The organism is Vreelandella sp. DA03-1M (assembly GCF_055725665.1).
The window spans coordinates 795,900-821,831 of sequence record NZ_CM146798.1; the positions used below are offsets into that span (position 1 = coordinate 795,900).

General features: G+C 55.5%; 24 protein-coding genes. 14 read left to right on the top strand and 10 right to left on the bottom strand.

Features of this window, described 5'->3' with window-relative positions; translation table 11 throughout:
• Nucleotides 1-43 precede the first annotated feature (43 nt).
• The 3 genes from zipA to ACXUPB_RS03770 all read left to right on the top strand — a co-directional run bounded on the left by zipA (nucleotide 44) and on the right by ACXUPB_RS03770 (nucleotide 4,370).
• Complete coding sequence (gene zipA / locus ACXUPB_RS03760; protein WP_472956684.1) at nucleotides 44-1,906, top strand: cell division protein ZipA; 1,863 nt, start codon at nucleotides 44-46, stop codon at nucleotides 1,904-1,906.
• Nucleotides 1,907-2,061: 155 nt separating this feature from the next.
• Nucleotides 2,062-4,095 carry an NAD-dependent DNA ligase LigA gene (gene ligA, locus ACXUPB_RS03765; RefSeq protein ID WP_472955452.1) on the top strand — a complete coding sequence of 678 codons (2,034 nt, stop codon included), beginning with the start codon at nucleotides 2,062-2,064 and terminating at the stop codon, nucleotides 4,093-4,095.
• Nucleotides 4,095-4,370: a YheU family protein gene (locus ACXUPB_RS03770; RefSeq protein ID WP_035564400.1), complete on the top strand. Its 276-nt coding sequence runs from the start codon at nucleotides 4,095-4,097 to the stop codon at nucleotides 4,368-4,370. Before ligA ends, ACXUPB_RS03770 begins: the two co-directional genes overlap by 1 nt.
• Before the next feature lie 178 nt (nucleotides 4,371-4,548).
• On the opposite strand, the gene mnmC is transcribed toward ACXUPB_RS03770, so the two are convergent.
• Nucleotides 4,549-6,576, bottom strand: coding sequence for a bifunctional tRNA (5-methylaminomethyl-2-thiouridine)(34)-methyltransferase MnmC2/FAD-dependent 5-carboxymethylaminomethyl-2-thiouridine(34) oxidoreductase MnmC1 (gene mnmC, locus ACXUPB_RS03775; protein WP_472955455.1), 2,028 nt, complete (start codon nucleotides 6,574-6,576; stop codon nucleotides 4,549-4,551).
• A gap of 157 nt (nucleotides 6,577-6,733) precedes the next feature.
• Nucleotides 6,734-7,033, bottom strand: coding sequence for a YciI family protein (locus ACXUPB_RS03780; RefSeq protein WP_035564396.1), 300 nt, complete (start codon nucleotides 7,031-7,033; stop codon nucleotides 6,734-6,736).
• Nucleotides 7,034-7,183: 150 nt separating this feature from the next.
• Here ACXUPB_RS03780 and ACXUPB_RS03785 point away from each other — a divergent pair, with 150 nt between their 5' ends.
• On the top strand, nucleotides 7,184-8,098 hold the full coding sequence (locus tag ACXUPB_RS03785; RefSeq protein WP_472955457.1) for a PHP domain-containing protein: 915 nt from the start codon (nucleotides 7,184-7,186) through the stop codon (nucleotides 8,096-8,098).
• Nucleotides 8,099-8,200: 102 nt separating this feature from the next.
• Nucleotides 8,201-8,824 (top strand): L-threonylcarbamoyladenylate synthase, encoded by a 624-nt coding sequence (locus tag ACXUPB_RS03790; RefSeq protein ID WP_035564393.1) that lies wholly within the window; start codon nucleotides 8,201-8,203, stop codon nucleotides 8,822-8,824.
• 13 nt (nucleotides 8,825-8,837) lie between these two features.
• Here the strand turns inward: ACXUPB_RS03790 and ACXUPB_RS03795 are convergent, their stop codons facing one another.
• Nucleotides 8,838-9,722, bottom strand: a complete 885-nt coding sequence (locus tag ACXUPB_RS03795; RefSeq protein ID WP_472955459.1) for an ion transporter — start codon at nucleotides 9,720-9,722, stop codon at nucleotides 8,838-8,840.
• A gap of 64 nt (nucleotides 9,723-9,786) precedes the next feature.
• Nucleotides 9,787-10,701: a CYTH domain-containing protein gene (locus ACXUPB_RS03800; RefSeq protein WP_472955461.1), complete on the bottom strand. Its 915-nt coding sequence runs from the start codon at nucleotides 10,699-10,701 to the stop codon at nucleotides 9,787-9,789.
• A 140-nt stretch (nucleotides 10,702-10,841) separates the two neighbouring features.
• Between ACXUPB_RS03800 and ACXUPB_RS03805 the strand changes: the two genes are divergently transcribed.
• The 3 genes from ACXUPB_RS03805 to argA all read left to right on the top strand — a co-directional run bounded on the left by ACXUPB_RS03805 (nucleotide 10,842) and on the right by argA (nucleotide 14,350).
• Nucleotides 10,842-11,522: a TIGR00153 family protein gene (locus ACXUPB_RS03805; RefSeq protein WP_035564387.1), complete on the top strand. Its 681-nt coding sequence runs from the start codon at nucleotides 10,842-10,844 to the stop codon at nucleotides 11,520-11,522.
• Between the two features lie 10 nt (nucleotides 11,523-11,532).
• Nucleotides 11,533-12,798, top strand: coding sequence for an inorganic phosphate transporter (locus ACXUPB_RS03810; protein ID WP_035564385.1), 1,266 nt, complete (start codon nucleotides 11,533-11,535; stop codon nucleotides 12,796-12,798).
• Between the two features lie 235 nt (nucleotides 12,799-13,033).
• Nucleotides 13,034-14,350 carry an amino-acid N-acetyltransferase gene (gene argA / locus ACXUPB_RS03815; RefSeq protein WP_035564805.1) on the top strand — a complete coding sequence of 439 codons (1,317 nt, stop codon included), beginning with the start codon at nucleotides 13,034-13,036 and terminating at the stop codon, nucleotides 14,348-14,350.
• A 66-nt stretch (nucleotides 14,351-14,416) separates the two neighbouring features.
• Here argA and ACXUPB_RS03820 read toward each other — a convergent pair whose 3' ends face one another.
• The 3 genes from ACXUPB_RS03820 to ACXUPB_RS03830 form a co-directional block, all read right to left on the bottom strand.
• A complete protein-coding gene (locus tag ACXUPB_RS03820) occupies nucleotides 14,417-15,676 on the bottom strand; it encodes a HipA domain-containing protein (protein WP_472955463.1) in 1,260 nt (419 codons plus the stop codon).
• On the bottom strand, nucleotides 15,669-15,917 hold the full coding sequence (locus ACXUPB_RS03825) for a helix-turn-helix domain-containing protein (protein ID WP_035564802.1): 249 nt from the start codon (nucleotides 15,915-15,917) through the stop codon (nucleotides 15,669-15,671). Before ACXUPB_RS03825 ends, ACXUPB_RS03820 begins: the two co-directional genes overlap by 8 nt.
• A gap of 202 nt (nucleotides 15,918-16,119) precedes the next feature.
• Nucleotides 16,120-16,974 carry an SDR family oxidoreductase gene (locus ACXUPB_RS03830; RefSeq protein WP_035564383.1) on the bottom strand — a complete coding sequence of 285 codons (855 nt, stop codon included), beginning with the start codon at nucleotides 16,972-16,974 and terminating at the stop codon, nucleotides 16,120-16,122.
• Between the two features lie 630 nt (nucleotides 16,975-17,604).
• Between ACXUPB_RS03830 and ACXUPB_RS03835 the strand changes: the two genes are divergently transcribed.
• The 4 genes from ACXUPB_RS03835 to ACXUPB_RS03850 all read left to right on the top strand — a co-directional run bounded on the left by ACXUPB_RS03835 (nucleotide 17,605) and on the right by ACXUPB_RS03850 (nucleotide 20,429).
• A complete protein-coding gene (locus tag ACXUPB_RS03835; RefSeq protein ID WP_035564381.1) occupies nucleotides 17,605-18,216 on the top strand; it encodes a hypothetical protein in 612 nt (203 codons plus the stop codon).
• Nucleotides 18,217-18,239: 23 nt separating this feature from the next.
• Complete coding sequence (locus ACXUPB_RS03840) at nucleotides 18,240-18,677, top strand: phage holin family protein (RefSeq protein WP_008959026.1); 438 nt, start codon at nucleotides 18,240-18,242, stop codon at nucleotides 18,675-18,677.
• Nucleotides 18,674-19,816, top strand: coding sequence for a DUF3618 domain-containing protein (locus ACXUPB_RS03845; RefSeq protein WP_179916679.1), 1,143 nt, complete (start codon nucleotides 18,674-18,676; stop codon nucleotides 19,814-19,816). The genes ACXUPB_RS03840 and ACXUPB_RS03845 overlap by 4 nt, the downstream gene beginning before the upstream one ends.
• Before the next feature lie 466 nt (nucleotides 19,817-20,282).
• On the top strand, nucleotides 20,283-20,429 hold the full coding sequence (locus tag ACXUPB_RS03850) for a hypothetical protein (protein WP_179916680.1): 147 nt from the start codon (nucleotides 20,283-20,285) through the stop codon (nucleotides 20,427-20,429).
• Nucleotides 20,430-20,552: 123 nt separating this feature from the next.
• Here the strand turns inward: ACXUPB_RS03850 and ACXUPB_RS03855 are convergent, their stop codons facing one another.
• Nucleotides 20,553-21,452, bottom strand: coding sequence for a MurR/RpiR family transcriptional regulator (locus ACXUPB_RS03855; protein WP_035564378.1), 900 nt, complete (start codon nucleotides 21,450-21,452; stop codon nucleotides 20,553-20,555).
• A gap of 200 nt (nucleotides 21,453-21,652) precedes the next feature.
• Here ACXUPB_RS03855 and ACXUPB_RS03860 point away from each other — a divergent pair, with 200 nt between their 5' ends.
• Together ACXUPB_RS03860 and ACXUPB_RS03865 are read left to right on the top strand one after the other, a co-directional pair.
• Nucleotides 21,653-22,978, top strand: coding sequence for an aspartate aminotransferase family protein (locus ACXUPB_RS03860; RefSeq protein ID WP_472955467.1), 1,326 nt, complete (start codon nucleotides 21,653-21,655; stop codon nucleotides 22,976-22,978).
• A gap of 19 nt (nucleotides 22,979-22,997) precedes the next feature.
• Nucleotides 22,998-23,564 carry a carboxymuconolactone decarboxylase family protein gene (locus tag ACXUPB_RS03865; RefSeq protein ID WP_179916682.1) on the top strand — a complete coding sequence of 189 codons (567 nt, stop codon included), beginning with the start codon at nucleotides 22,998-23,000 and terminating at the stop codon, nucleotides 23,562-23,564.
• A gap of 89 nt (nucleotides 23,565-23,653) precedes the next feature.
• Here the strand turns inward: ACXUPB_RS03865 and xseA are convergent, their stop codons facing one another.
• Together xseA and ACXUPB_RS03875 are read right to left on the bottom strand one after the other, a co-directional pair.
• The gene (gene xseA, locus ACXUPB_RS03870; RefSeq protein WP_179916683.1) at nucleotides 23,654-24,994 is read right to left on the bottom strand and encodes an exodeoxyribonuclease VII large subunit; all 1,341 of its coding nucleotides are present in this window, start codon (nucleotides 24,992-24,994) and stop codon (nucleotides 23,654-23,656) included.
• A gap of 107 nt (nucleotides 24,995-25,101) precedes the next feature.
• Nucleotides 25,102-25,926, bottom strand: coding sequence for an ABC transporter permease (locus ACXUPB_RS03875; RefSeq protein ID WP_179916684.1), 825 nt, complete (start codon nucleotides 25,924-25,926; stop codon nucleotides 25,102-25,104).
• Nucleotides 25,927-25,932: the final 6 nt, after the last annotated feature.

Below are 25,932 nucleotides of genomic sequence, written 5' to 3' on the forward strand. Positions count from 1 at the left end.
CAGGTCAGTGGGTTAGAAGTGCTTCCTGGGGCCGGTCTCACGGATTCAGGTAAGAGAGTGGCTAATCATTTTAGGGCTGGCGTTGGTATCGCTCATCGTTATAGACGGTGCGCGAAGACTTCAACGTCAGCGTCGTGTACCCCGTCTGGATCAGGCGGAAAAGGATCTTTCAGCTAGTCAGCTAGAAGATGATCCCGATGAAGCTGCTAAAGCAGCAGAGATCAATTGGGAACTACCCAATGGCGGTGCACGAGTCGTTAAGCCCGCTGACTATAGTGGCTTAGGTCATAAACCAAAATTAGAGCGTCAAGAGCATCCTGGCCCTTCCAGAGTGCTTTCTGAGTTTAGGCGTTCGGCGTCAGCTAAAGCAGCCAAACGCAAAGCTGCAAAAGCGGAATCCATCGCTAATTCCCAATCAATAGCAGCAGAAAAAACGGAGCGCCCCGTCGTCGCTAAAGCAAATACTGCGACGACTTCACCCTCCATGCCGACTGAGCATGAGCGCCTTGAGCCCAGTATTTCTATGGCAAACACTTCAATGAACAGCACTTCAAAGGCCAGTACCCTAAAGGCTGCTGAGGTTCCCCAGGACAAAGAGGCTGTATCGCAATATGAAGCCGAGCCAACGGCGGCCGCTGATTCTGCTGCAATGGCTAACGCAACCGCTTCTAACGTGAACGCTGAAACAACTGAGCCTGCTCCACAGACCGCTATAAAAGAAGGCTCAACGACCCGTGAGGCAGCTGCTTCGCCTGATGACATGTCTATTCGCGCAAGCGAAACGGATACGGAAGCCTCTGTTCAGCCTGATTATGACGCTGAACCGGTACTACGTGCTGAGCCAGAAGATGCCGTATTTGCAAAACATGCTAATGATCACTCTCCTAAACGTCGTCAGTTGCGCTCCGATACCGCCGGTGACCACGACGAGCTTGACGATGACGAAGTGGATGAATACCGGTTAGTCGACTTTGAAGGCATGGGCCGCTCATTGAAGCGCCGGTTGATCGAGCGTCGTAAAGAGAAACAACGCAAAAAGGCTGAGAAAGCGCTGCGAGATAAGGCGCTGGCCAAGCAGAAAGCTGAGCGTAAAGCAGTGGAAGCGGAACAGCGGCGTGAAGCGAAAGAAGCCGCCGATGCTGAGCGTGCTCGCGTAGCCCAAGAGCAGGCGCAGGCACGTGAAGAGGCAGCCGCCAATGCAGCGGCCGCGGATAGACTGGCTGCTCAGCAGCGAGCGGATGATCAAGCTCGTGAAGCGTCTCGGTATGAAGAACCGCTTTATGAAGAGGGCTACTCTGCTGACTTTGACGAAAACGCCGATTATGCCAGCGATACTGCTTATGACGACCGCGCTGCTGATGAGCGCGGGGAGAATGATAGCGTCCGTATTCATCCCACATTAGAAAAAGCCCTACGTCACGATGTGAGCGGCGAACACGCCAAAGAGACGCTTTCCAGCGCTGAAGAAGTGGTTGTTATCAGCGTTCTCTCCCGTGACCCAGAAGGTTTTGATGGTAGCAAGCTGCTGGAACTCATGATGGTGTGTGGCTTGCGCTATAGCCGTGAAATGGGCATTTTCCACCGCTTTGAAACGGAAAGTGATGACAGCGAACTGCAGTTCTCCATGGTCAATGTCGTTAAGCCAGGCACCTTTCCCATTGAAGAGATGGGCGAGTTCATGACCCCAGGCATCACCTTACTGATGCCACTGCCGGGTGCACTTGATAGCGCTGCCGCGTTCGAGGCGATGGTCGAAACCGCCATGGTCGTGGTACGTCATATGGGCGGCGAACTGAAAGATGAAAACCGCAGTGTGATGACCGCACAAACGATCGAGTTTGCCCGTCAGCGGGTGCGTGAATTTGAGCGTCGCCATCGTCTGCATCGGCATATGCAAGTCCGCTAAATCACCCTGGCTGTTCAACACCCGCCTTCTTGCCAGAAGGCGGGTGTTTTTGTTCAATAAACGCTAATTTTACAGTCGTTCAGTTTTCACGTTCGTTCAATTTTTAAATTGCTTAGGTTTTGCGTTGTCGCTGCCGAGTACTGGAACCCATTCTAATGAGCAAGTCTGATTCTCAACCGTTGGAAGAGATTACCCAGCTGCGGGCCGCCCTGGATGAGGCAAACTACCGCTATTACGTGCTGGATGATCCCACCCTTACCGATGCCGACTACGACCGTCAGCTGCAACGTTTACAGCAATTGGAAGCCAACCATCCAGAACTGATCACCAGCGATTCACCTACCCAACGCGTAGGCGCCGCCCCAGCCGATGGCTTTCCATCAGTGGCGCACGCAATCCCTATGCTGTCGTTGGATAATGCCTTTAGCCGCGAGGATATCCATGCCTTTGCCGAGCGAGTGGCGGAACGGTTGGAGTGCAGTGCAGACGAGGTTGAGTTTACCTGCGAGCCTAAGCTGGATGGCGCGGCGGTGTCGCTGGTTTTTGAGCAGGGCGTGCTGGTGAGCGGCGCCACCCGGGGTGATGGGCGTACCGGTGAAGGCATCACCTCTAACCTGCGCACTTTGCGTTCGGTGCCGTTAAAGCTGATGGGCAAAAACGTACCCGAGCTGCTAGAAGTGCGTGGTGAAGTGATTATGCGCCATGCAGGGTTTGAGGCGTTGAACGAGCGCGCTCGGGAAGAGGGCAGCAAGGTATTTGCCAATCCGCGCAATGCGGCGGCAGGCAGCCTGCGTCAGCTCGACCCGCGTATTACCGCGAAACGTCCACTTGAATTTCACGCCTATCAGGCCGCCCGCTTGGAACCTGATTTAGGCGATACCACCCACAGCGAACTAATGGCACGGTTATCCACGTTAGGATTTCGCGCCAGTGCAGAGCTAAAAGTTGTCAAAGGCCCACAAGCTGTCGCCGACTACTGCGAGCAGTTGGGCGAAAAACGCGATGCGCTTGGCTTTGATATCGACGGCGTGGTGATCAAGGTGAATGACCTGCGCTACCAGCGTGAGCTGGGCTTTGTCGCCCGCGCGCCACGTTGGGCGGTGGCGTTTAAGTATCCTGCTCAGGAAGAGGTCACCACGCTTAACGATGTCGAGTTCCAGGTTGGCCGTACCGGGGCAATCACGCCGGTGGCGCGGCTTGAACCGGTCACCGTGGCAGGCGTGACGGTCTCCAATGCCACGCTGCATAACGCCGATGAAATCACCCGCCTGGACGTGATGATTGGTGATACAGTCTCCATCCGCCGAGCTGGCGACGTTATCCCTCAGGTAGTTAGAGTGCATGTTGAACAGCGGCCTGCGGATGCCAGGGCCATTGTTTTTCCTGAACACTGCCCGGTATGTGGGTCGGATATTGAGCGCGTTGATGGCGAAGCGGTGGCGCGCTGTTCCGGCGGCCTCTACTGCGCCGCCCAGCGCAAAGAGGCGTTGAAGCACTTCGCCAGCCGCAAGGCGCTGGATATCGACGGCCTGGGCGAGAAACTGATTGTGCAACTGGTCGACTTGGATTGGGTCAAAACCCCGGCGGACCTGTTTCATTTGAGTGTTGAGCAGCTAAAAAGCCTGCCGCGGATGGGCGAGAAGTCAGCCAATAATTTGGTCAACTCGCTTGAAAAAGCCAAATCGACCACCCTGGCGCGGTTTATTTACGCGCTGGGGATCCGTGAAGTAGGCGAAGCCACAGCGGCCAACCTTGCTAATCACTTTGGCACGCTTGAAACCGTCCAAACGGCGGAACTGGCAGCGCTGGAAGCAGTCAACGATGTCGGCCCGATTGTCGCCGCCCACGTGCATACTTTTTTCCGCCAGCCACACAACCAGGAAACCATTGCCGCGCTGATTGATGCCGGAGTTACCTGGCAGGAAGCCGTCGTTACCCAAGGCCCAACGCCGCTGGAAGGCCAGACCTGGGTATTGACGGGCTCGCTTGAGAGTATGACCCGCGATGAGGGCAAGGCGCGCTTGCAGGCATTAGGGGCGAAGGTAGCGGGCAGCGTGTCGAAGAAGACTACCTGTCTCGTCGCTGGCGAAGCTGCAGGCAGTAAGCTAACCAAAGCCGAGCAGATGGGTGTAGAAGTGATCGATGAAGCGACCTTTATGGAACGTTTGGCAGAGTGGGAGCAGAGTTAATGAGCCGTTTTATTGAAGTACCCGCAAGAATGCTGCCACCGGAAACCCTCGATGCGCTGCTTGAGGCGTTTGTGACCCGCCAGGGTTACGACACTACCGATACCACGGGCGAGGGCATGCATGGCTGGGTAGCCGAGCTCAAAAAGCAGCTTGAGCGTAACGAACTGATCATCGCCCATGACCTTGAGCTGGAGATGACCGAGGTCATGACCCTAGCTCGCTGGCGCTCGTTTGGCCGAGATATAGCCGATGACGAGGAAGAGGGTGATTTTTAGACGCATCTTGCGAAAAGCCTCCCGGTATGTCGTTGCGAGGAGTACAGCGACGCGGCGAACTTTGCTGGCAGTGGCAGGCAAATCCGAGATCGCCGCGCTTCGCTCGCGATGACATTTAGCTGAAGCATCGAGTCCTGTCATTGTGAGGAGCGTAGCGACGCGGCAATCTCAAGCTTGCCTATTGAGCGTTCTCGCCCCGAATAATTGCGCTGATAATGCGTCGCCCTGGGTGCAGGTGATCGACCAGGGGCGCTTCCAGCGGCATCGGTTCATCGCACATTCTTGAAGCAATCACCTCGGCGCATAGCGGCGCGCTGGCTAGCCCGCGTGAGCCATGAGCCGTCGATATCCACAGGCCTGGGTAGTGCTCGCCTGGCGTCTCTGGCACCCGAGTGGCATCTTTAGCTAGCCGCGCATAGTCGGCCTGCCACGCCTCTGCTACCGGCACAGGCCCGGCATAAGGGGTTTTGTCAGGGCTGGCCGCACGCACCGCCGCGCGACCTTGAAGGTGTTCAGGCGTTAATTCACTACCGGCTTTTTGCAGCTCGGCGACTAAGTTGGGCAATGTCTGACGCAGCTCATCAATATTGCGTTGATGATCGTCGGCGGTTACATCGGTGGTGGCGTTATTGGGTACAAAGCTGGCGCCAAACGTCAGCACGCCATCCAGAGCAGGCGCTACATAGCCTCCGGCGCATATCACGCGGGTTGGGCCTGCTACCCCATCGGGTAGTTTTAGCTCGCTAATCTGGCCGCGGACCGACTGCAGCGGCAGTTCGCTGGTTTGCGCAAAGCGGTTAGCCAAATGCGCACTGGCAATCACCACCTGATCGACATTAAGCGTGCTGGCATCATCTAGATTGAGCTGCCACCCGGCGGCTGTGCGGGTAAGGGAGCTAACGTCACCCTGCTGGAAAGTCACTCCTGGCTGACTAAGTAAGTGCTCACATAGTGCCTTGGGCTGAACCCATCCCGCCTGTGGGTAAAACAGCCCATGGGGTGCGTCAATGGGCATGGCCGCTGCTTCGCTTAGCGCCGGGTTGTTTAGCGCAGTGACAACGTCGCTGGGCAGCGGGTGTTGTTCAATAAAACGCTGCTGGCGGCGCGCTTCTTTATCACTACTCGCCAACTGCACCACGCCGCAGGGCTGCCATAAAGGGGATGTGGACAACGACTGTGTGGATAGCTGTTGGGTAAGCCAGCGCTGGCTGTACAGCAGCCCGGCAAGGTAAACACGGCTCTGGTGATTAGTCTCGGCAGCCAGCTTTACATACAGCGCGCCCTGGCGATTGCCTGAGCCGCCCGCGCCGGGGGCTTCGCGCTCAACAACCGTTACCTGAATACCGCGCCGCGCTAACGCTGCCGCCATCGTGCTGCCCGCCAGCCCAGCACCGACTATCGCAACGTGCTTTACAGCCGCCACGGGCGGCGGGGTAAACCAGGGCGTTGCCTGGCGGCGCTGCTCCACAGGCGGCGTTTCGATACTGCCCGCGAGCATTTCCCGCTTGCGACCATAGCCTGGCACTTTCTTCCAGCTAAAGCCTGCGGCTTTTAATCCCCGTTTGACGATACCAGCGCAGGTAAAGGTGGCGAATGTCGCGCCGGGGCGTGAACGAGCGGCCATGGCGTTAAATAGCGCTGGCTGCCACATATCGGGGTTTTTAGAAGGCGCAAAACCGTCTAAAAACCAGGCGTCGACTTGGCCATCTAATTGCTCCAGGCGCTCAGTGGTATCGCCGAAATGCAGGTCAAGCGTGACGCGCTCGGTTAAGTGCAGGCGGTGAATGCCGCTCACGGCAGCGGACCACTGGGCGCATAGCACCTGTGCATAAGCCGCTAGCGAAGGCCAAGCACTAAGCGCCTGTTCCAGCGCCTCATGCTCAAGAGGAAACTTCTCTGTGGATAACAGGTGCAGCCGCGCATTGGGCGCTGCATGCTGCTCAAAACAAGCCCAAGCGCAGAGTATGTTCAGCCCGGTACCAAAGCCGGTTTCACCAATGACGAACGGCCTTGCTGCTTTCCACTCAGCAAAGCGCTGGGGAAGATGGTTGGCACCCAGAAAAACATGTTCGGTTTCAGCGCGCCCATCGCCACGGGTGAAATAGATGTCATCAAATGCGGTTGCGTGGGGTGCTCCCTCGTTCCAGGTAAGTAGAGGCGTGGTTAACGCCGCGAGGGCAGGCAAAGCATTTGAACGTTGGGTCACGCAGATATCCGTTTAATGAAGAAGTGGTTAAAAAATGATCAATTTGTCGCCGTCGGCGCTGGCTCTGGCTTAGCGCAAAGCGTCCGCCGGGTTTGCACAGAGTTTTCCACAGGCTCTGTGAAAAAGCGGGCGGACCCTCCACACTCGCCTATTGGGGTCAAGGCAAAACTTTCTTGAACGGCTTAACAATTACCTTGGCATAGACCCCCGCAATCATGTATGGGTCGGCATCCGCCCATGCATTAGCCTCTTCCAGGCTCTCAAACTCCGCCACGACCAAGCTGCCGGAAAAGCCAGCATCGCCGGGATTTTCAGCGTCGATGGCAGGGTGAGGGCCAGCTAACACTATCCGGCCTTCGTCACGCAGCGCTTCCAGGCGGGCGAGGTGATCAGGGCGAGCCGCTAAACGACGCTCTAAGCTATTGGGCACGTCTTCACTCATAATGGCGTATAGCATGTGGATATAACTCCTTGAAAAGAAGGGGATGAAAAGTGAGCGTTCATTGACCGCGCAGACAGATGCGCGCACCATATCTTACCCATAGCGAACGATTTATTCACAGCTGAAAAGCGCATTCTGACAAACTGCTCACACGGCGTCATGCTTATGTCTCGACTTCCTTATACCTTTGATGCCGATCAGCGTTACCCGGTTGATTTGCACATGCACTCCACTGCTTCTGATGGCGCGCTATCGCCCACTGAGCTGGTAACACTGTGCGCCGAGCGCGGGCTGACGCATATGTCGCTTACCGATCACGATACCATGGACGGCATTGAAGAAGCGGGCCGCGCCGCCGAGCAAGCAGGGCTGTGTCTTATCCCCGGCTGTGAGTTATCCACACGCTGGCAAGGAGTCAATATTCATGTCGTGGCGCTGATGCCCGGCGGCTTGCAGGGGCCGATGGTGGAAGGCTTGATTCAGCAGCGTGAGGCGCGTATCCAGCGTGCGGAAGTCATTGCCGAACGACTGGAAAAAGTAGGCTTACCCGACGCCCTAGAAAAAGCGCGCCTTCACGCAGGCAGCGACCGCCCCCTAGGCCGCCCGGATTTTGCCCGTGCCTTGGTAGCTGAAGGAGTGGTGCCCGACTGGGCAAGTGCCTTTAAGCGCTACCTGGGCAGCGGCAAGAAGGGCGATGTCAAAGCCCACTGGCCGGAAATCAGCGAAGCCGTGAGCTGGATTGTGGAATCAGGCGGCGTTGCCGTGATCGCCCATCCATTGCGCCATGGACTTACTCGACGCAAGCGTGGGCTGTTGATGGATACCTTCCAGGCGGCGGGCGGCCAAGCGGTTGAGCTGGTTAGCGGCCAGCAGAACCCGGATAGCACCCGTGACTTGGCGCGCCAGCTGGTCGAGCGTGAGTTATACGCTTCCTTGGGCAGCGACTTTCACTTTCCCGGCAGCCATGCAGCACCCGGCAGTATGAGCTTGGTATCGCGCACGGCAGCGCCCCCGATATGGCAGCATCCGCGCTTGGTGCATCTACGCGATGCCGCCCCCGGTCTGTTAGCGAATGGCTAAGTTTTCGTTAGCTTAAGTTCTCGTCAGCTTAAGTTATCACCAGCTATGGTCAGCTATGCTGTAGGAACCGCTAAGACAGTGAGCTATGAAAGGAGTAGTTTTATGAGCCAATATTTCCAGATTCACCCGGAAAACCCGCAAAAGCGGCTGATTGATCAGGCGATTGCAATCATTCGTAAAGGCGGCGTAGTGGCTTACCCCACCGATTCAGGCTATGCCTTGGGCTGCCACCTGGGTGAGAAGAAAGCCATTGAGAAGATTAAATGGCTGCGTTCACTGGACGATAAACACAACTTCACTTTGGTGTGCTCCGATTTATCAGAGATCGGCACCTACGCTAAGGTGGATAACGACGTTTTCCGGTTGTTGAAAGCGCATACGCCGGGGCCGTACACCTATATCTTGGATGCTACTTCAGAAGTGCCGCGGCTATTGTTGCACCCCAAACGCCGCTCCATTGGTGTACGTGTGCCGGATCACCGCATTACGCATGCGTTGCTGGCAGCCTTGGGGGAGCCGTTGATGAGCGTGACGCTCATTCCGGTGGGCGATGATTTTCCCATGAACGACCCGGAGGAGATCCGCGAGCGTTTTGGCGCGCATCTGGATGCCATTATCGATGGCGGCGCTTGCCATCTAGACCCCACCAGCGTTATCGACCTGCGCGAGCTGCCGCCTAAAATCATTCGCGAAGGACGCGGTGATATCACGCCCTTCCAGGCTTAGCGTTAGGCGCAAGCTAGTCAGAAGCGGACTCATCTTTATCGTCTTTTTTACGCGGGTCTTCGCTGTCTTCGTCTAGCCAAGTGCCGCAGCGCAGGCAGTAACGGGCCCGCTTCTCATGGCGGTCGTAACCGCAGCCGGGGCAGGCTTCCTCCGAGTAACGATCCTCGCGTATTGAGCGGATCACCTGAGCGGAGAATACCCCGGTGGGCACAGCAATAATCGAGTAGCCCAGCAGCATCAGGATCATTGTAATCGCTTTACCCAACGCGGTGGCGGGGACGATGTCGCCGTAGCCCACGGTGGTCATGCTAACGATCGCCCAGTACATCGACATAGGAATACTGGTGAAGCCCGCTTCCGGTGATTCAATGGTGTACATCAACGCCGCGAACAGCGTGACCACCATGAAAATGGCAGAGAAAAACAGCAGTATTTGACGCAGGCTGCGTTTTAACGCGTCGAGTAGCAGGCTGGCTTCGCCAACAAATTCCATGAGTCGCAAAATACGGAAAATACGCAGCACTCGCAGCAAGCGAACAATCACCAGCCCATGAGCGCCAGGGACCAGTAGCACTAGCCAAGTAGGTAAAATAGCGATTAAGTCGACGATCCCATAAAAGCTTTTTAGATAGAGCATGGGGCGTTCAAGGCAGTAAATGCGAACTAGTAACTCTAAGCTGAACAGTATCGTTAATGCCCACTCGATGTAGAAGAAAATGGGCCCGTAGCGTTCGGCGTAAATCTCGATACTACCCAACAGGATGACCGCGACACTCAACAAAATAGCCCCGATCAAGGCAATATCAAAGGCTTTAGCGCCCGGTGTGTCGGATTCGAAAATAATATGAAACAGTTGAGCGCGTAGGCCTTCCGCACCGGGGGTTAAGTTTAAATTCATCGCATCATCCTGAAGTGGGCCTCAATACGGTCCTTAAAAACAGTCCTGAAATAGCATTAAGCCGTTAGCGTAGCTCGGTTTGGTACGCCAAGCGATGGGCCAGTGCCAACGCAGCGTTACCGTAAGCCGTGCTGGGCTGACCATGGGCATCTAAGCCGCCGGGTAACGCCTGAGCGTACACGCGGGCATCGGCATCCAGCGCGGGGTGGTCGGCGAGGCTGGCTAACGCCTGTTGGGCATCGCTTAGAAAGCTTGCCTGCTGGCTGTCGTGGTAGGCATCCAGCGCCAGCGTTGCGCGATGTAGCCACTCAGCCGGGGAGTGCGCCTCGGGAAGTGGCCAGTGCTGGTTACTAAGTGCATTGCCCCGAGATGCTTTGCTGCTATCTGAAGGGCGCAGCGGTACCTGTTCTGAAAGTGTCAGTGCCAATGTCCACAGTGCTTCCGGGTCGCCGTCCTTTAATTCCAGTTCTACCTCGCGGATGGGTGTGCGGTAGCCACCGCTGATAATTTCACCTTCATCCAGTACCAGCTCAATATGACTGCGCTGGTTGGTTGAACCTGGGGTTACTAAGCCATCGGTTAGCTGCCAGCTGCGCCGCGTGAAATCGGTGCTGAGTTGGGGGGCGAGGGCGTCTAGCACACCGCTTAGCTCCCCTTGAAAAGGGGGGAGCTTGGCGATGGATTCGAGGTCCAGCTCTGGCCCTGAAACCTGCCACTCCCACTCTTCTCGTTGCGAGAGCCCACCGCCGCCCTGGCCTGCGGTTTTCACCGTTTGTAGCACTTGGCCGTCTACCTGACGCAAGCGCAGCGCAATACGTGCTTTGGCCAGATCGCCCTGGGGGGTATCAAAGTAGGTGTTAGTCAGCGACTGTTTACGCGCAGGGTATGAGGCGAGATGCGGGTGTTGCGTAAGCGCCGCAGGCCCTGCAGGGGCAAGGGCCAGTTTAAGTTCCACTTCCATGGGGTTTAGGTTTTTCATGACGCTCGCCACCTCGTTATCGTGACATTTAAATGAATATTTGATTACATTTATGAACTTTTCATGACGGCGGCGGGCGCACTCTTTATACTGGCGCCGCCGCCATTTCCAGGCTTCCCGAAAACAGGCTAAAAGGCATTATGGTTACCTCCAATCCTTTTTCTTCGATGTTTGGCCGCTCGCCATTCCAGCCGTTATTGGCCCATATCGTCAAGGCCAATGAATGTGCCGATCAGCTGTTGCCGTTTTTTGAAGCAACGCTGGCTGATGACTGGGACAAAGCGGCTGAACTGCGCGAAAACGTCACCCGCTTAGAGCATGACGCCGATACGCTGAAAACAGAGCTGCGGTTGAACCTGCCCAACACCATGTTTCTTCCGGTGTCGCGCTCCGATCTGCTTGATTTGATCAGCGTGCAGGACAAGATCGCCAACAAGGTGCGTGACATTACCGGCATTATGTTAGGGCGTAAAATGCGCGTGCCGGATGAACTGGCCGATGCAATGCGCGATTACATCCGTACCAGTGTTGCTTGTGTTGCCCAAGCCCGCCAGGCACTGGAAGAACTCAAGGATCTGCTTGAGTCCGGCTTTGGAAAAAACGTCTCCGACGTCATGCAGAACATGATCCGTGAACTGCACACCCTTGAGCACCAAGCCGACGATCAACAAGTGACGATCCGTCGCCAACTGTTCTCGCTTGAGAGCCAGTTACCGCCTGTGGACGTGATCTTCCTCTACAAAATCATTGAATGGGTTGGCGAACTATCTGATCGCGCTGAGCGTGTGGGTAGCCGTCTGCAGATACTGACCGCCCGCTAAGGGGATCTTCATGCTGATTATTGCCCAGTACGGTGAAATCTTCATTATCCTGGCCTGTTTGTTTGGCTTCTTTATGGCCTGGGGCGTTGGTGCGAATGATGTCGCCAATGCGATGGGAACCTCGGTGGGGTCGAAAGCGATCACCATCAAACAAGCGATCTTGATCGCTGTTGTTTTTGAATTTCTCGGCGCCTGGTTAGCCGGTGGCGAGGTTACCAATACGATTCGTAAAGGTATTATCGACCCCCAACTACTGCAAGATGATCCGCAGCTGTTGGTATACGGCATGCTGGCGGCACTGCTGGCGGCGGGAACATGGCTGCTTGCCGCGTCTATGAAAGGTTGGCCGGTTTCCACGACGCACTCGATTGTCGGCGCGATTGTGGGCTTTGCTGTCGCAGGGTTAGGCCCCTCCACAGTGGATTGGGGCGCCGTAGGCACGATTGCTGCGAGCTGGGTGGTTTCTCCCTTACTGGCGGGCACCATTGGCTTTTTGCTGTTTAAATCGGTTCACCACCTGATTTTTGAAGATGCCAACCCGTTCACGGCTGCTAAACGCTACGTGCCGGGCTATGTGTTTCTGGTGGGCTTTATCGTTTCGATGGTCACGCTGACCAAAGGGTTGTCCCATGTGGGGCTGGACTTAACCTTTAATCAGAGCCTGCTGCTGTCAATCTTGCTGGGGTTGGTGATTATGGGCATCGGCTTGATTATGCAGCGGCGTATCAAGTTCGAGCACAACGCAAATGATCACTTCGGCTATGCCAACGTAGAGCGCGTGTTCGGCGTGTTGATGATCTTCACCGCCTGTGCCATGGCCTTTGCACATGGTTCAAACGATGTGGCGAATGCGGTTGGCCCGCTGGCAGCGGTGATCAGCGTAGTACAAACCGGCGGCGAAATTGGTGGTTCTGCGCTGGTGCCTTGGTGGGTGCTGGTACTCGGCGGCGGCGGTATCGTTGTGGGTCTGGTCACCTACGGCCATAAAGTCATCGCGACCGTGGGTACCGGTATTACCGAGCTTACCCCCAGCCGTGGTTTTGCTGCCACGCTGGCGGCGGCCACCACGGTCGTACTGGCTTCTGGCACGGGCCTGCCAATTTCCACTACCCACACACTGGTAGGGGCGATTCTTGGGGTGGGGCTTGCACGCGGTATGGCGGCGTTGAACCTGCGGGTTATCGGTACGATTGCCATGTCGTGGCTGATCACACTACCCGCCGGTGCCGGTCTTGCGATTTTGTTCTTCTTTATGTTCAAAGGCATGTTCGGCTAACCACTGGTTGGCTAATAGCTAATCAGCAGTGCCTATAAAACGCAGTACGCCACGGCTCGAAAGACGTTAAGAAGTACCTGAGCGGGAACATCACAGCGGCATCTTCATGTTTATCTGCATTAGATTGAGCAGATTTGCATTAGAAGGTGCCGCTGTTTTTCGTGCTCTGGTAAAGTAACCCATTGGGCGTGGTAAACGTCTGATGTTTCTTTCACCTGCTGCCGGAGAGCGGCCCTTGGATACGCGCTTCCCCTTTGTTGATTGGTTTCGTAACGCCTCCCCCTACATCAATGCCCACCGGGGGCGAACCTTTGTCATCTTAATTGAAGGCGAAGCCATGGCGTCTGGCCGCGGGGAGCAGCTGATTCAGGATTTGGCCCTGTTGCACACCCTGGGTGTGCGCTTAGTCGTGGTGTTTGGCATTCGCCCTCAGGTGCATGAATCGCTCACCGCCGCAGGCGTTGAGCCCACGCGTATCGACGGTCGCTGGGTAGCGGATCGCGCCGTCATGGCCCACGTAGAGCAGGTCGCCGCCCATCAGCGGCTATGGCTGGAAGCGCGGCTTTCATTAGGCCTACCCAGCACGCCGCTACACGGTGTAGAGCTGAGCGTCATCTCTGGCAACCTGGTCACCGCCAAGCCGCTTGGCGTGCGTGAAGGCATCGACTTCGACCACAGCGGTGAAGTACGCCGGGTGCGCGCCAGCGCGATTCAAGGCCTGCTGGAAAAAGGCTCGCTGGTGCTGCTGCCGCCGCTGGGCTTCTCCAGTACCGGCGAAGTGTTCGATCTGGACGCCTCTGAAGTCGCCCAGCACGCCGCCGTGGCGCTGAAAGCCGACAAGCTGATTCTGCTCGGTGAGTCGGAAGGGTTAGAAGATGAGCACGGCGCACTGCTGCGCCAACTCTCGCCAGCAGAAGCCGAGCCGCGTTTAACCAATGCCGTTCCTGGCAGTGAGTTAGCCCGCCATTTACAGGCCGCCTGCACCGCCGCACGGGAAGGCGTGGCGCGCACGCACCTGCTCTCCTGGCACAACCATGACGCCTTACTGGGTGAGCTGTTCACCCGTGACGGCGTGGGTACCATGATCACCCAGCACCGCTACGAACAGCTGCGTCCGGCGACGCTCAACGATGTGGCCGGCCTGCTGGAACTGCTGGAGCCGCTAGAGCGGCGGGGTATGCTGGTCGCCCGCTCCCGCGAGCGCTTGGAGCACGAAATCGATGATTACATGGTGATCGAGCGCGACGGCATGGTGATCGGCTGCGCCGCGCTGCATGTCTTCCCCGATACCAGTATTGCCGAACTCGCCTGCGTAGCCGTGCACGACAGCTACCGTGGCGGCGAGCGCGGCGAGCGCTTGGTGGAAGCCATGGAGCGCCGTGCCCGCCAGCGCGGCTTAAACGAAATGTTCGTGCTGACCACCCACACCGCCCACTGGTTTGTAGAGCGCGGCTTTCGAGCGGCCAGCCTGGAAGACCTGCCCCCGCTGAAACGCGAAACCTATAACCACGCCCGTAAATCGAAGGTATTGGTGAAAACGTTGACGGGGTAGGACGCGGTGAATAGTAAGTAGTAGAAGATGAGCAGTAGATAATGAGTGGTTGGAGTGCCCGAGTGCTTAAGTCATCCAGCGTTTGGTCATTTTTTGGCAGTTTTGCTTAATGCGCTGAGACAGGTGCTCCAACAAAACATGCTCAGTCCCTGGCATCGCGAACTCCTGCAGTGCTCTTACGACAGAAGGCAAAACGCTGATCATTTCATCGGCGATACGCGCTCCTATATGCATGAAGTAAGCAGGTTTAAATCCCAACGTCTGGGCGAGAGACGCCAGATGCTGGCGTTCAATGCTACCCGGCTTATCAATGCCTGCCACCTGGAATGCAAAGCGATTTGAGAGACCGCTATAGAGCGTTGTGCACATTAAGTCATAAAAAGGCGCTAATTGAATGCCCTGTGGCGTCTGAAGTATAGAAAGATTTTTAGCATGGCTATCGTTATTGCCAATAAACAGATTGAAGAAAAACCACTGAACGAAACGCAGTAAATCCTTTGCCGGGACGCCCGCCTCCTGAAGTAACTGTCGGCACTCTATGAGGCTGGGCCCACCATCGCTTTCGTACTTAAGAGTGGAAGGCGTACCTGCTAATTGGCAAACGTCTAACTGGTGATAACGCTGTAAGTTGCCATGGCTATCGTAAAAACGGTCATAGCGCTTGACCAAACAAGCGCGTGTTTCAGGTTGGAAAGTGGCTTCGGCCACCCCGAGCTCTAGCGTGGACGCTAACTGCATGCAGAACGTTTCATTAAGTGCCGAGCACCAAACCCCTTTCAAACCACGAATATCAGGTTTCAAAATATGACTTGAAGGAGCGGCTCCTTCAGGAAGCGCCGGGCTGCCATCGGCGAGTATCATTAACAGCAATTTATTTTGGGCGCCCGCTAATGAAATTCGCGCTTGAGGTGCAAGCTGTCCCGTTAATTCCCCCTGACTTTCGTTATGCAGAAAGTCGTTGATCGCTTTCCAGTGAGTTTCGCGATAGCTAGCGGACTGGGGTATTTCACCTTGCGGGAGCAGGGTGTAGCCACTTGCTGTATCGCCCCCAATCGACCTTAAAAGACCAAAAATAGTGGTGGTGTGATGGCGTAGCTCAATATAGCGGCGTAGCTCACCCTCAGGCAGTAAATTCTCGAAGTACGCCAACACACTATCACCGCTATGTTGCTGTTGAGTCAGCGGTAATTGGGGGGAGAGGCTATTCGCTTGGCTATTAGTTAGCCACTCATGGGTATATTCAAACCGCAGCGGCCGGTTATTATGCAAACGCCCTATATGCAGCTTCCCCCAGAACAGGTCGAGCGCTTCGCTATGGTCAGTCATGGTGACTACCCTTACGACGTATAACTACCTCCAACCCCATTAGATCTAGCACATCGAGCACTTTTTGCAGTTGTAATGTGGGTTTTCCGCGCTCAAGATCGACAATAAAGCGGTTGCCGGTACCCGCAAGCCCGGCGATATCACTTTGCAGCAATGACTGCTCGCGCCGAGCTTGTTGAACCAGCTTGCCTAACTCTTCACTGCTGCGTATACGTTTAGCATTTTCTACAGGCGCGGTCATAGCAATAGTCCAATAAATTACCGTACGGTAATCATAGACCATGCCTGGGGACAAAACCCAGTAATTATTCCCGTCCGGTAATTTTTAGCCTTGGGAGTAGTGCTGAAGAAGAAAATATTCCCGAACGGGAAGTTTGAGGGGCTAAGATACGTCTGTAAGGGCGACGAAGCCGCCCTTGGTAGATTGGCTCTGAGGTAAGCACTTACGTGTTAAGAATCACGCCACCATTCAAGTGCATGGTCTGGCCGCTCATGTAGGACGACTCCTCGCTTGCCAGATAAACATACGCAGGCCCCATTTCACTGGGCTGCCCGGCGCGTTTCATCGGCACTTGGCCGCCAAAGGACGCTACCTTCTCCTCGTCAAAGCTTGCCGGAATCAGCGGTGTCCAAACCGGCCCCGGTGCCACGGTATTAACACGAATGCCGCGATCCATTAGCGACATCGCCAGCGAGCGCACCAACCCCTGAATAGCGCCTTTGGTAGCGGTGTAATCAATCAGCGTATCGTTGCCCTTAAAGGCATTGATAGAGGACGTGCAGATGATCGTATCGCCCTTGTCGAGATGCGGCAGGGCAGATTTAGTGAGATAGAAATGGCTGAAAATGTTGGTCTGAAACGTACGCAGCAGCTGATCATCGGGGATCTCGGTAATATCCCCCCAATCGTACTGCTCCGCGGCATTATTGATCACAATATTAATCTTACCGAAGTGATCGAGCGTGCGCTTAACAATATCGCGGCAAAATTCTGGTTCAGCGACATCGCCTTTTAATACCAAGCAGCGGCGGCCTTCCGCTTCGACTAACCGTTTGGTCTCTTCGGCATCTTTATCTTCGTCTAAATAGGCAATCGTACAGTCCGCGCCCTCGCGGGCATAGTGAACGGCCACGGCACGACCAATGCCGCTGTCGCCGCCGGTAATAATCGCGACTTTGTCTAACAGCTTGTCAGTGCCGCGGTAGCTTTCGCGTATGTACTCAGGCTCCGGGTGCATCGCGTACTCATCGCCCGGCTGCTTATCTTGATGCTGGGGAGGTTGCTTATGATCACTCATGTGCGGTCACTCCATTGTTAGCACGGATGTGTGTCGTTCAAACGGATGGTTACTACTTATGACTGATGGTTAACATTGATGGTTAACACCTAAGGAAAACAGCGAATATTCACTCCTCGAATACTCACCAACATTTAACGTAGACCAAAGGCGTAGAAACAAGCAAGCCACGCTAATGAATGGTCTTTTATTGATTTCAGGGATTTAGCTGAGTTTCGATAACAAGCGTTAAGTTAATAAGCCAATTCTGATAAATAAATAACCTATGTTAAGTAAATGGTTGGGTTTTTAAATGGCGGCGCGCATAAATTGACAATAATAGAAAGAGCGCTATGTTTTAAAGGTGCTCGGTTTTAGAGGTGCTCGATTTTAAAAGAGCTAGGCTTTAAAAGCACTAACTTTTATAAGCGCTATATCAAGCACTATGTTTTGAGGGTAATCAATCTATTAAGGAGGATGAGGATAAGTTCACTAGGATAGGTGCTTATTTTCTCTAAGTGCATAATTTTATTAACGTATTAGGTATTAACCGTCGTAGCGTTAATGAGGTGCACTCGATAGATTCGCAGTGACGCTGATTGTGTTTCACCACGGATGCTGACAAGTGAGACGACAAGGAGGAAGTGACAGATGACCGATCAAGGAAAGCAGCCCAATCCAGGCGCACCCAACCAGACAAGCCACTCAACGGAGTCGCTCAAACAGCAAGGACGCGATACCGCACATGAGGTGAGTGATGCGGCCCATCATCAAGCTGAAAGCTATTTTAATCAACAGCGCGATACTGCTGCAGATCAGTCCCACAAGCTAACCGGCGTTCTACAAAAGATGGCCGACGAGTTTGATAATCAGCAGCAGCCTTATTTTTCTAAACAAGCACGAAAGTTTGCTGACACCACTGAGCGCTTTTCGCATAGTTTGCGGGATAAAGATTTACACACCGTCTGCAATGAAGCGAAGAGTTTTAGCCGCCGCGAACCCGCGCTGTTTATAGGTGGTGTTATTGCCGCTGGTTTCTTGGCTTCCCGCTTTCTGCGTAGTTCTGGCCAGCACTCGCATAGTGACGATTCGCACTCACGTTATTCAAATACCACCGACGAGCGCGCAACGGGTCTTCCGATGCAGGAAAACGTACCTGCCGGGCAGGCGTCACCAGTTAGCCAATCATCAAGTCTTTCAGGCAGCTCCGTTGCCGGTAATGGAGCACTAGGTTCATCGGGTCGAGAAAATGGAATGCCCTAACGTAAGGGCCAGGGAGGCACAGAATGGATTCGGATAACAAACCCACGTCGCAAAGTTCATCGGTCGGTACGCTACTGTCGACGGTGATGCAGGAAATTAGCTCGCTGGTGCGCAACGAAGCCGCGCTCGCCAAGACCGAGATGACCGAGAAAACCCATCAAGCAATGGGCGCCATTGCTTCGATTGCGATGGCCGGTGCGGTACTGATGGGCGGCTTTTTAACCCTGTTGGCAGCGTTAGTCTTTCTGCTTAATGAGGTGCTTCCGCCCGAGACCACACCGTGGCTCTCTGCGTTGATTGTCGGCGTCGTTGTGTCGGTTATCGGTGTGATGATGCTTAAAGCGGGCCAGAAGAAACTGCAGGCGCGTAATTTGATGCCCAGCCGTACGATGCATAGTTTGCAAAGCGACAAAACAACGGCGAAACAGCATCAGCACAACGTCAAGGAGGAGTTGAAATGACGGATCATGATCATCAGCGCAGTCCCGAAGAGATTGAAAAGGATATCAATCAATCGCGCGAGCGCCTTGATTCTACCCTGCATGAAATCGAAGAGCGCTTCTCTCCTCAGCAGCTGTTGAATACCTCCTATGAGTATATTCGCCATGGAGGCGCTAACGAATTCGTGTCTAATTTAGGCACCACCATTAAGCAGAACCCGCTGCCGTTTCTGGTCACCACTGCCGGTCTTGGCTGGTTAATGCTGGCCCAGCGTCACCCAAATGAGCCACACCACAAGCAGCAGTACGCGTCTGATATCGACCAGCGCTTTTACACCGGCGGGCAGTCTTCATCGGGCACTAGCGGCTCCCATGGCGCGCCAGGTATACCCGTGCATGAAGGCACGCATCCCAACGCTGGAACCCCCACCTACAGCGGTGGTTCAGAAAGCCATAGCGATGGTCAAGGCCGTATGAGCCGGGCGAAAGAAGGTGCCAACAGCATGAAAGACGGTGCCAAAGGCAAAGCCCAACACTTAGGCGAAAAAGCCAAGCACACCGCACAGCAATGGGGCAGTAAGGCTCACCAAATGGGGGATAATATGCGCAATTCTTCATCCCATCTTCAGCACAGTGCTCACGATCGCATGCACGATATGGAGCATCGTGCTCACCAGTCCGTGAGCCAAGCCTCCGATTTTATCCAGGACCATCCGCTAGTGGTCGGCGCACTCGGATTTGCGCTGGGTGCCGCCTTAGGCGGTATTTTCCCCGCCACCAAGAAAGAGGATGAGTACATGGGTGAGTATCGCGACCGCGTTATGCATAAGGCCGCCGAAACCGGGCAAGCGCAAGCGGATAAGGCTCAGCATACTGTTCATGAAAAAGCGGAATCCGCCCATGAAAAAGCCGAATCTGCTTCTGCTAAAGGTGATTCCCATCGCGCTAACGATGCGAATGTAAATGCCCCGCAGCATCAGGAGGCGGGAGTTGCAGGCTCACCCACCCCAACGCCCACAACTGAGCGCTCTGCACCTGAGAGCTATGGCCAGAAACATGAGCACCAAAAGCATGACCACCAGAAACATAGCCAGGGCTTGGCGGGGTCGAGCACACCCTCCGGCAACACCCAAGGGTCGGGGACTAACCACACGCCCTAACATTGCTGATGTGGCTGATAAAAAATGAGTGAAACCAGTGGCCGCTTAATGCGGCCACTGTTCTTTAGTAAGGACGGTTTAGTAAGAACGGTTTAGTAAGAACGGTTTAGCAAAGACAGTTTGGCAAGCACATTTGGCATAAAAAGCCAGCACAAAAAGCCGCTAACAACGCTAATCGATAGCGGCAAACCATAAGCGTTATTGGGATTACCAATATGGTCCTCTGAAAGCGTTTTTAAATATTCAACTATCTGTTTTTAAATGGATATTTTTAAAAAGATGATTGATTGGACGCCGCGCTGCTGCATTGCAAGTTAGTCAATAACCGCTACAGTAAAAGCAGCTTGGATAGGAGGCGAAATTATTAGCCTTCATTTTTGCGTTTATCATGCTATTCAAGGAGCCCGGTTGGCTGAGATAGCCAGGGCAATAAGGAAACCCAGACCCTCACCATAAGGAAAAAGCGATGACTCAAGCCTCCGAGCACGATAAAAAAGCGCCTAAAGACCGCGACGATCACCACGATGATGCCAATCCAATGCCGGATACCCATCACGTTAATACCGATTCCGACAGCCAGAAATCAAAGGATGACCAGAAAAAAGGTCACTAACGGCTGCACCAGGCACGGCGAATAACACTTGGCTGGGCCAGAGGCGCTACTGCTTGTAGCGCCTTTTTACTTTTCCCCTTAGCCTACCTTCCTAGCCAGATAACGTCGGCATTCGCCTATTGATCACTCCCCTTGAGGTGAGCGCCGGGGTAGCGTATTCGAGTAGGTTTTAAGCTGTAAGTGGTGGTCATCCGCGTGCTGCAAGGCGTCTAGTGCGGTAGGGCGGTCGCGTTCGGCAAGTAGCGTGCAGAGAACTTCCGAAATGGCTAAGGCGGGGGTCAGGGTATGAAAGAAGCTATAGCTCTCCGTAGGGCAGTAAATCGTCTGCTCGGAAATGCCTGCCAGCGGTGATACTTCGCTGTCGGTGATCGACAGAATCGCCAAGCCCTTATCTTTTGCCAATTGCGCCAGCGCTAGCGAATCCACGGTATACGGTTTGATGGATACGATAAGCACCACCTCATCAGATTTGGCGCGCATTAGCGCGTCGCCCCCGGTGCCCGCTGGGCCATCAAGGTGGACAGAGCGCTCGCCGAGCAGCGACATAACATAATGAAAATGCCAGGCCACCACATGGCTGGAGCGTAAGCCGAGGACATACACTTTGTTCGCCGCCGCTAACCTATCGGCCATGGCGGTTATGCGTTTCAGGGTCTCCGGCGCACAAAGTGTTGTTAGTTGTACGCTTAACCCGTGCAGCATCTGATGGGCAATATCGCTTTCCGTCGTACCAGCGGCTGCTGTGGGGTGTTGGCGCACCTTGGCAGCGAAACCGTCGCTTTTTCGGCGCAATGTTTCTGCGTAGTAGGTACGGATATCATTGTAGCCTTGAAACCCCAATACCTTGGCCAGCCGTGTCATGGTGGCCGGCTGTACCGCCGCATGGCGCGCTAATTCACGCATCGACACCAGCGCCACCTCTTCCGGGTGCTCAAGTAAGTAGCGCGCTGCCTGTTGAAGCTGGGCAGACAGCGTATCGAACTGCGCAATGATCTGATCTCTTAGCGGGTCGCTTTTTGACATATTGCTTTGCCTCTTAGCACGGCGTGGGCATGGGGTAAGTTGAATCGTAACAATGATTCATTTGTTTTAATATAAAATAATATGATTTGATTGTTGCATTATCTCGTCAGGTCGTGCCACTCTTATGCCGATATAGCCGTATATAAAGATCGTCGTATGTCGAGATGATCGGGTTCTAGGTATTTTAAAGGGAAGCTTCCATGACGCGACTTCTTCATCGCAGTATTGGGCAGGTGCTGCCGCGCGCTGCCTCTGCGCGGGGCGTTTATATCACCGATACTGAGGGGCGCCAGTACCTAGACGGGTCGGGAGGGGCGGCTGTGACCAGCGTGGGGCACGCTCACCCGGAAGTGCTGGCGGCCATGCGCGATCAAATCGATAACCTCTGCTACGCGCATACCGGTTTTTTCACCACGGACGCCGCAGAAGCGCTAGCGGAGAAGCTAGTGGATTTGGCGCCTGAGCCGTTAAACCATGTCTACCTGGTATCGGGTGGGTCGGAGGCCGTTGAAGCGGCTTTAAAAATGGCGCGCCAGTATTACGTGGAAGTGGGGGAGCCTCAGCGGTGCCACATTATTGCCAGGCGCCAGAGCTATCACGGCAACACGATTGGTGCATTAGCCACGGGGGGCAATGCCATGCGGCGCCAGCAGTTTCAGCCCCTGCTACCCGAGACCCACCACGTCTCGCCCTGCTACGCCTACCGTGATAAGGGCAACGACGAGACGCCAGAGGCGTATGCCGCTCGGTTGGCAGACGAACTTGACGCCAAAATACGTGAACTGGGTCCTGAAAGCGTGATGGCGTTTGTGGCCGAACCGGTGGTCGGCGCCACCTTGGGCGCAGTGGCCGCGGAGGCGGATTACTTCAAACGTATCCGCAAGATTTGTGACCAGTATGGCGTGTTGCTGATTCTCGACGAAGTGATGTGCGGCATGGGGCGGACAGGAACGATGTTCGCCTGCGAGCAGGAAGGCATAACGCCCGACATTATCACCATCGCTAAAGGCCTGGGCGGCGGCTATCAGCCGATTGGGGCGGTGATGCTGTCGTCGGCTATTTTTGATAGCTTCGCCAACGGCTCCGGCCTTTTTCAACATGGGCATACGTACTTGGGGCATCCGGTCGCTGCCGCCGCCGCCAATAAAGTAGTGGAGATTATTGCCCGGCCAGCAACGCTGGCCAACGTGAACGCCATGGGGGCGCGATTACAAAGCGGCCTCGAAGCGGCGCTGGGCGAGTCCCCCTATGTGGGCGACATTCGGGGAAGGGGGCTGTTCCGCGGCATCGAACTGGTTGCCGATCGAGCGCAAAAGACCCCCTTTGATCCTGCCCGAAAAATCCACGCCAAGATCAAACGCCAAGCAATGGCACGAGGGCTGATCAGCTACCCAATGGGAGGCACGATTGGCGGTGTCTATGGGGACCACGTGTTATTAGCCCCGCCGTATACCATTGAACCTGCCGAGATTGATCTACTGATCGAACGCATTGCCCAGGCCATTGACGCCGCGATAGCTGAATGACCCGATAAGGAATTCTCCGATGAAACCATCTCCCTGCTTACCGATTGCTGACGCTGACTGGCCCGATGACATCGCGGAGCTGCGCGAAGGATTTGCTGGCGCTCTTAACGTCTACCGCACCATGGCGCATCATCCGGCGCTGCTGACCGCGTGGGCGCCTTTTCGTCAGCATGTGGTGAAGGAGAATGCGCTAGGCCCAGAGCTGACCGAAGTGGTGATTCTCCGCGCTGGGTTTCGTCTAGCGTCCGCTTACGAGTGGGCGCACCACGTTAGCCGAGCGCTGGCGTTGGGGTTTTCCGAAGCGCGTATTAACGCTATTCGCGGCGTGCCACAACGGAGTACGGGCGTAGACGGTTTGATCATCGACGCGGTAGATGCATTGCTGGACCAGCACCGCCTGAGCAAGACGCAGGAAGCAGCGCTGGCGGAAGCGATAGGCCGGAAAGCCGTCATTGATCTCATCGCGATGGTCGGCTTTTATTCCGTACTGGGCTATTTACTCAAGACCTATGACACCCCGATTGACGACGCTATTCAAAAGGAGGCGCAGGAAAACCCAGCGCTGTTTTCGATCACGGCACCTTAGCGTAGTACTTAGCGTAGTACCTTTGCGTAGTACGTTAGCGTAGTAACGGTCTTGAGCAGCCGCTTGCGTTGGTATTCACCAGCGCAGCGCTACTTAAAGCGCCGCTTTACCTCGACATTCAGCCTGCCTTCGCCCAGGCGCAGCTTGAGCTTCTGGCCGGGCTGGGTATCTTCCGCGCGCCGTATGACTTGTCCCTGCTCATCCTGAGCAATCGCATAGCCCCGCCCCAATACGGCCAGCGGGCTGACTGCATTGAGCTCCCGTGCAGCACTGGTTAATCGCGCCTGTCGACTTTCGAGCTGGCGCTGCATAGCCGCACCCAAGCGCCGATGTAGTTGGCTTACCCGCTCGCTTTCCGCACGATGCAACCGCGTCATATCCTGGCTGGCTAAGCGTCTATTCAACTGCGCTACCTGGGCTTTCTGCTGAGTCAGCGTTTGCTGCATGGCACGATTTAAGCGCTGATCAAGGGCAGTTAAGTGCTGGCGCTGGCGGTTGAGCTGCTCGCCGGGGTGACGCAGCTTGGCGCGTAATGTATCTAACCGCTGGCTGTCGCGCTCTAACCGTGCCTGCATGGCCCGCTGCAGGCGGCTGTGTTGATGCTCCAGCTGGCGCTTGAGGGTGTTCTGATCCGGCACTAATCGTTCGGCGGCGGCCGATGGGGTGGGCGCGCGCATATCCGCGGCGAAATCCGCCAGGGTAACATCCACCTCGTGACCCACCGCCGACATCACCGGTAGCCGGGAGTGAAAAATCGCCCGCGCCAAGTGCTCGTTATTAAACGCCCAGAGGTCTTCCAGGCTACCGCCGCCGCGAGTGATCAAGATCACATCGCGCTCTGGGTCTAATCGCGCCTGACGGTTAAGCAATGCCAGCGCCGATATCATCGCAGGGGCCGCTTCTGCGCCCTGTACCGGCACCGGAATCAGCGTCACATCCGCCAATGGCCAGCGGGCTTCCAGCACCGCCAGCACATCGCGAATGGCCGCCCCGGTGGCGGAGCTCAATATCAGCAGCTTGCGGGGCGGGAAGGGCAGTGGCCGGGCGTTGGCAAACACGCCTTCGCCTTCCAACTGCGCTTTCAAGCGCTCAAAGGCCGCCAGCAGTTCTCCCAGGCCCGCCGCCTGCACAGCATCGGCAATTAGCTGGTAATCGCCCCGCGGCTCGAACAGCGACACCCGCCCGCGCAGCTTGACCTGATCGCCATCGCGCATCGGCGCCGAGACAAACCGCGCCCGCTGACGAAACAGCGCGCAACGGATCTGCGCCCGGTCATCCTTCAACGTGAAATAGACATGCCCCGACGCCGGGCGGGAAACGTTAGAGAGCTCGCCCTCCACCCACACCTCGCCCACATCGCGTTCAAGGGTTTGCTTGGCGCGCTGGTTGAGTTGGCTGACGGTGAGGGTTTGGGAGGTTGTTTGGGTCATGGCAGCTGTCTGAGTGGGAGGTACTGTATGTAGAGGTAGCCTAGCATCAAATAACAGCTGCCATCGAATAGAGCGGGACAAGTGTGCTGCCTCGCCCTAGTTCTGTGCTAGCGATGCTGAGCACGTCGGCGTATCCACTCACCTGGAAAGGTTAGCAACAGGCAGCAACACATCATCAGCAGCGCGAGAAGAGCTACGGACGCCATATCAGACCCCGCGTCGGAAATATTGCTATAAAGCAGTAGTGGCAGCAGGTTGATCTGTGAACCGGTAAGCGCCAGAGCGGTACCATAGGCGCCGAAGGCAACGGCTGCGCATAGGCTCCATGAGGAGACTAACGCGGGCATTAACGGCGGTAGGTAAACGTCACGAATCTGCTGCCAACGAGTGGCGCCAAAGCTTTCGGCCATCACTAACTGGCGGCGGTTGAGCCCTTGTACCACTGGCAGCATCACCAGAACCACGCGGGGTACCAAGAAGTAGGCATACACGAATACCAGTCCTTGAGGGGTATACACAAAGCGGCCAAACCACGCGGGGTCAACCCCAATCAATGCCAGGGACAGAGTGATAAAGCCCGCTCGCCCCAATAGCAGGATAAAGCCATACGCCACAATCAGGCCGCTGAACACCAGCGGGAGCGAGACCAGCCAAAGCAGGAAAAAGCGCCTGCGCGCTGGCTGGTGGTAAAGAAACTCGGCAATCACAACGCCGACGACGACCGAGAACAGCGCGGTGCTGGCGGATAAGGCGACGCTCGTCATCAGGCTTTTAAGCACCAGCCCCTCACTGAGCAGACGGGCACCGGTGGTGATAGGCGAGTCAAGTGCTGCGATGACCAGGAGCGCCAGCGGCACAATAAAAAACAGCGTATAGATAATGCCGCTGGGTAGAACCAGCGGCAAAACAGTAAAAAAGCGCAGACGAGGCATGGCGTG

Excerpts from the sequence above, each read along its gene's own strand:
- ACXUPB_RS03820 (WP_472955463.1), bottom strand. The coding sequence starts at position 15,676 with ATGACTGACCATAGCGAAGCGCTCGACCTGTTCTGGGGGAAGCTGCAT.
- ACXUPB_RS03835 (WP_035564381.1), top strand. The coding sequence starts at position 17,605 with ATGACCGATCAAGGAAAGCAGCCCAATCCAGGCGCACCCAACCAGACA.
- ACXUPB_RS03860 (WP_472955467.1), top strand. The coding sequence starts at position 21,653 with ATGACGCGACTTCTTCATCGCAGTATTGGGCAGGTGCTGCCGCGCGCT.
- ACXUPB_RS03790 (WP_035564393.1), top strand. The coding sequence starts at position 8,201 with ATGAGCCAATATTTCCAGATTCACCCGGAAAACCCGCAAAAGCGGCTG.
- ACXUPB_RS03875 (WP_179916684.1), bottom strand. The coding sequence starts at position 25,926 with ATGCCTCGTCTGCGCTTTTTTACTGTTTTGCCGCTGGTTCTACCCAGC.
- ACXUPB_RS03855 (WP_035564378.1), bottom strand. The coding sequence starts at position 21,452 with ATGTCAAAAAGCGACCCGCTAAGAGATCAGATCATTGCGCAGTTCGAT.
- ACXUPB_RS03770 (WP_035564400.1), top strand. The coding sequence starts at position 4,095 with ATGAGCCGTTTTATTGAAGTACCCGCAAGAATGCTGCCACCGGAAACC.
- xseA (WP_179916683.1), bottom strand. The coding sequence starts at position 24,994 with ATGACCCAAACAACCTCCCAAACCCTCACCGTCAGCCAACTCAACCAG.
- ACXUPB_RS03830 (WP_035564383.1), bottom strand. The coding sequence starts at position 16,974 with ATGAGTGATCATAAGCAACCTCCCCAGCATCAAGATAAGCAGCCGGGC.
- ACXUPB_RS03795 (WP_472955459.1), bottom strand. The coding sequence starts at position 9,722 with ATGAATTTAAACTTAACCCCCGGTGCGGAAGGCCTACGCGCTCAACTG.
- ACXUPB_RS03845 (WP_179916679.1), top strand. The coding sequence starts at position 18,674 with ATGACGGATCATGATCATCAGCGCAGTCCCGAAGAGATTGAAAAGGAT.
- ACXUPB_RS03785 (WP_472955457.1), top strand. The coding sequence starts at position 7,184 with ATGTCTCGACTTCCTTATACCTTTGATGCCGATCAGCGTTACCCGGTT.
- ACXUPB_RS03800 (WP_472955461.1), bottom strand. The coding sequence starts at position 10,701 with ATGAAAAACCTAAACCCCATGGAAGTGGAACTTAAACTGGCCCTTGCC.
- ACXUPB_RS03865 (WP_179916682.1), top strand. The coding sequence starts at position 22,998 with ATGAAACCATCTCCCTGCTTACCGATTGCTGACGCTGACTGGCCCGAT.
- ACXUPB_RS03780 (WP_035564396.1), bottom strand. The coding sequence starts at position 7,033 with ATGCTATACGCCATTATGAGTGAAGACGTGCCCAATAGCTTAGAGCGT.
- ACXUPB_RS03850 (WP_179916680.1), top strand. The coding sequence starts at position 20,283 with ATGACTCAAGCCTCCGAGCACGATAAAAAAGCGCCTAAAGACCGCGAC.
- ligA (WP_472955452.1), top strand. The coding sequence starts at position 2,062 with ATGAGCAAGTCTGATTCTCAACCGTTGGAAGAGATTACCCAGCTGCGG.
- ACXUPB_RS03825 (WP_035564802.1), bottom strand. The coding sequence starts at position 15,917 with ATGACCGCGCCTGTAGAAAATGCTAAACGTATACGCAGCAGTGAAGAG.
- ACXUPB_RS03805 (WP_035564387.1), top strand. The coding sequence starts at position 10,842 with ATGGTTACCTCCAATCCTTTTTCTTCGATGTTTGGCCGCTCGCCATTC.
- ACXUPB_RS03840 (WP_008959026.1), top strand. The coding sequence starts at position 18,240 with ATGGATTCGGATAACAAACCCACGTCGCAAAGTTCATCGGTCGGTACG.
- ACXUPB_RS03810 (WP_035564385.1), top strand. The coding sequence starts at position 11,533 with ATGCTGATTATTGCCCAGTACGGTGAAATCTTCATTATCCTGGCCTGT.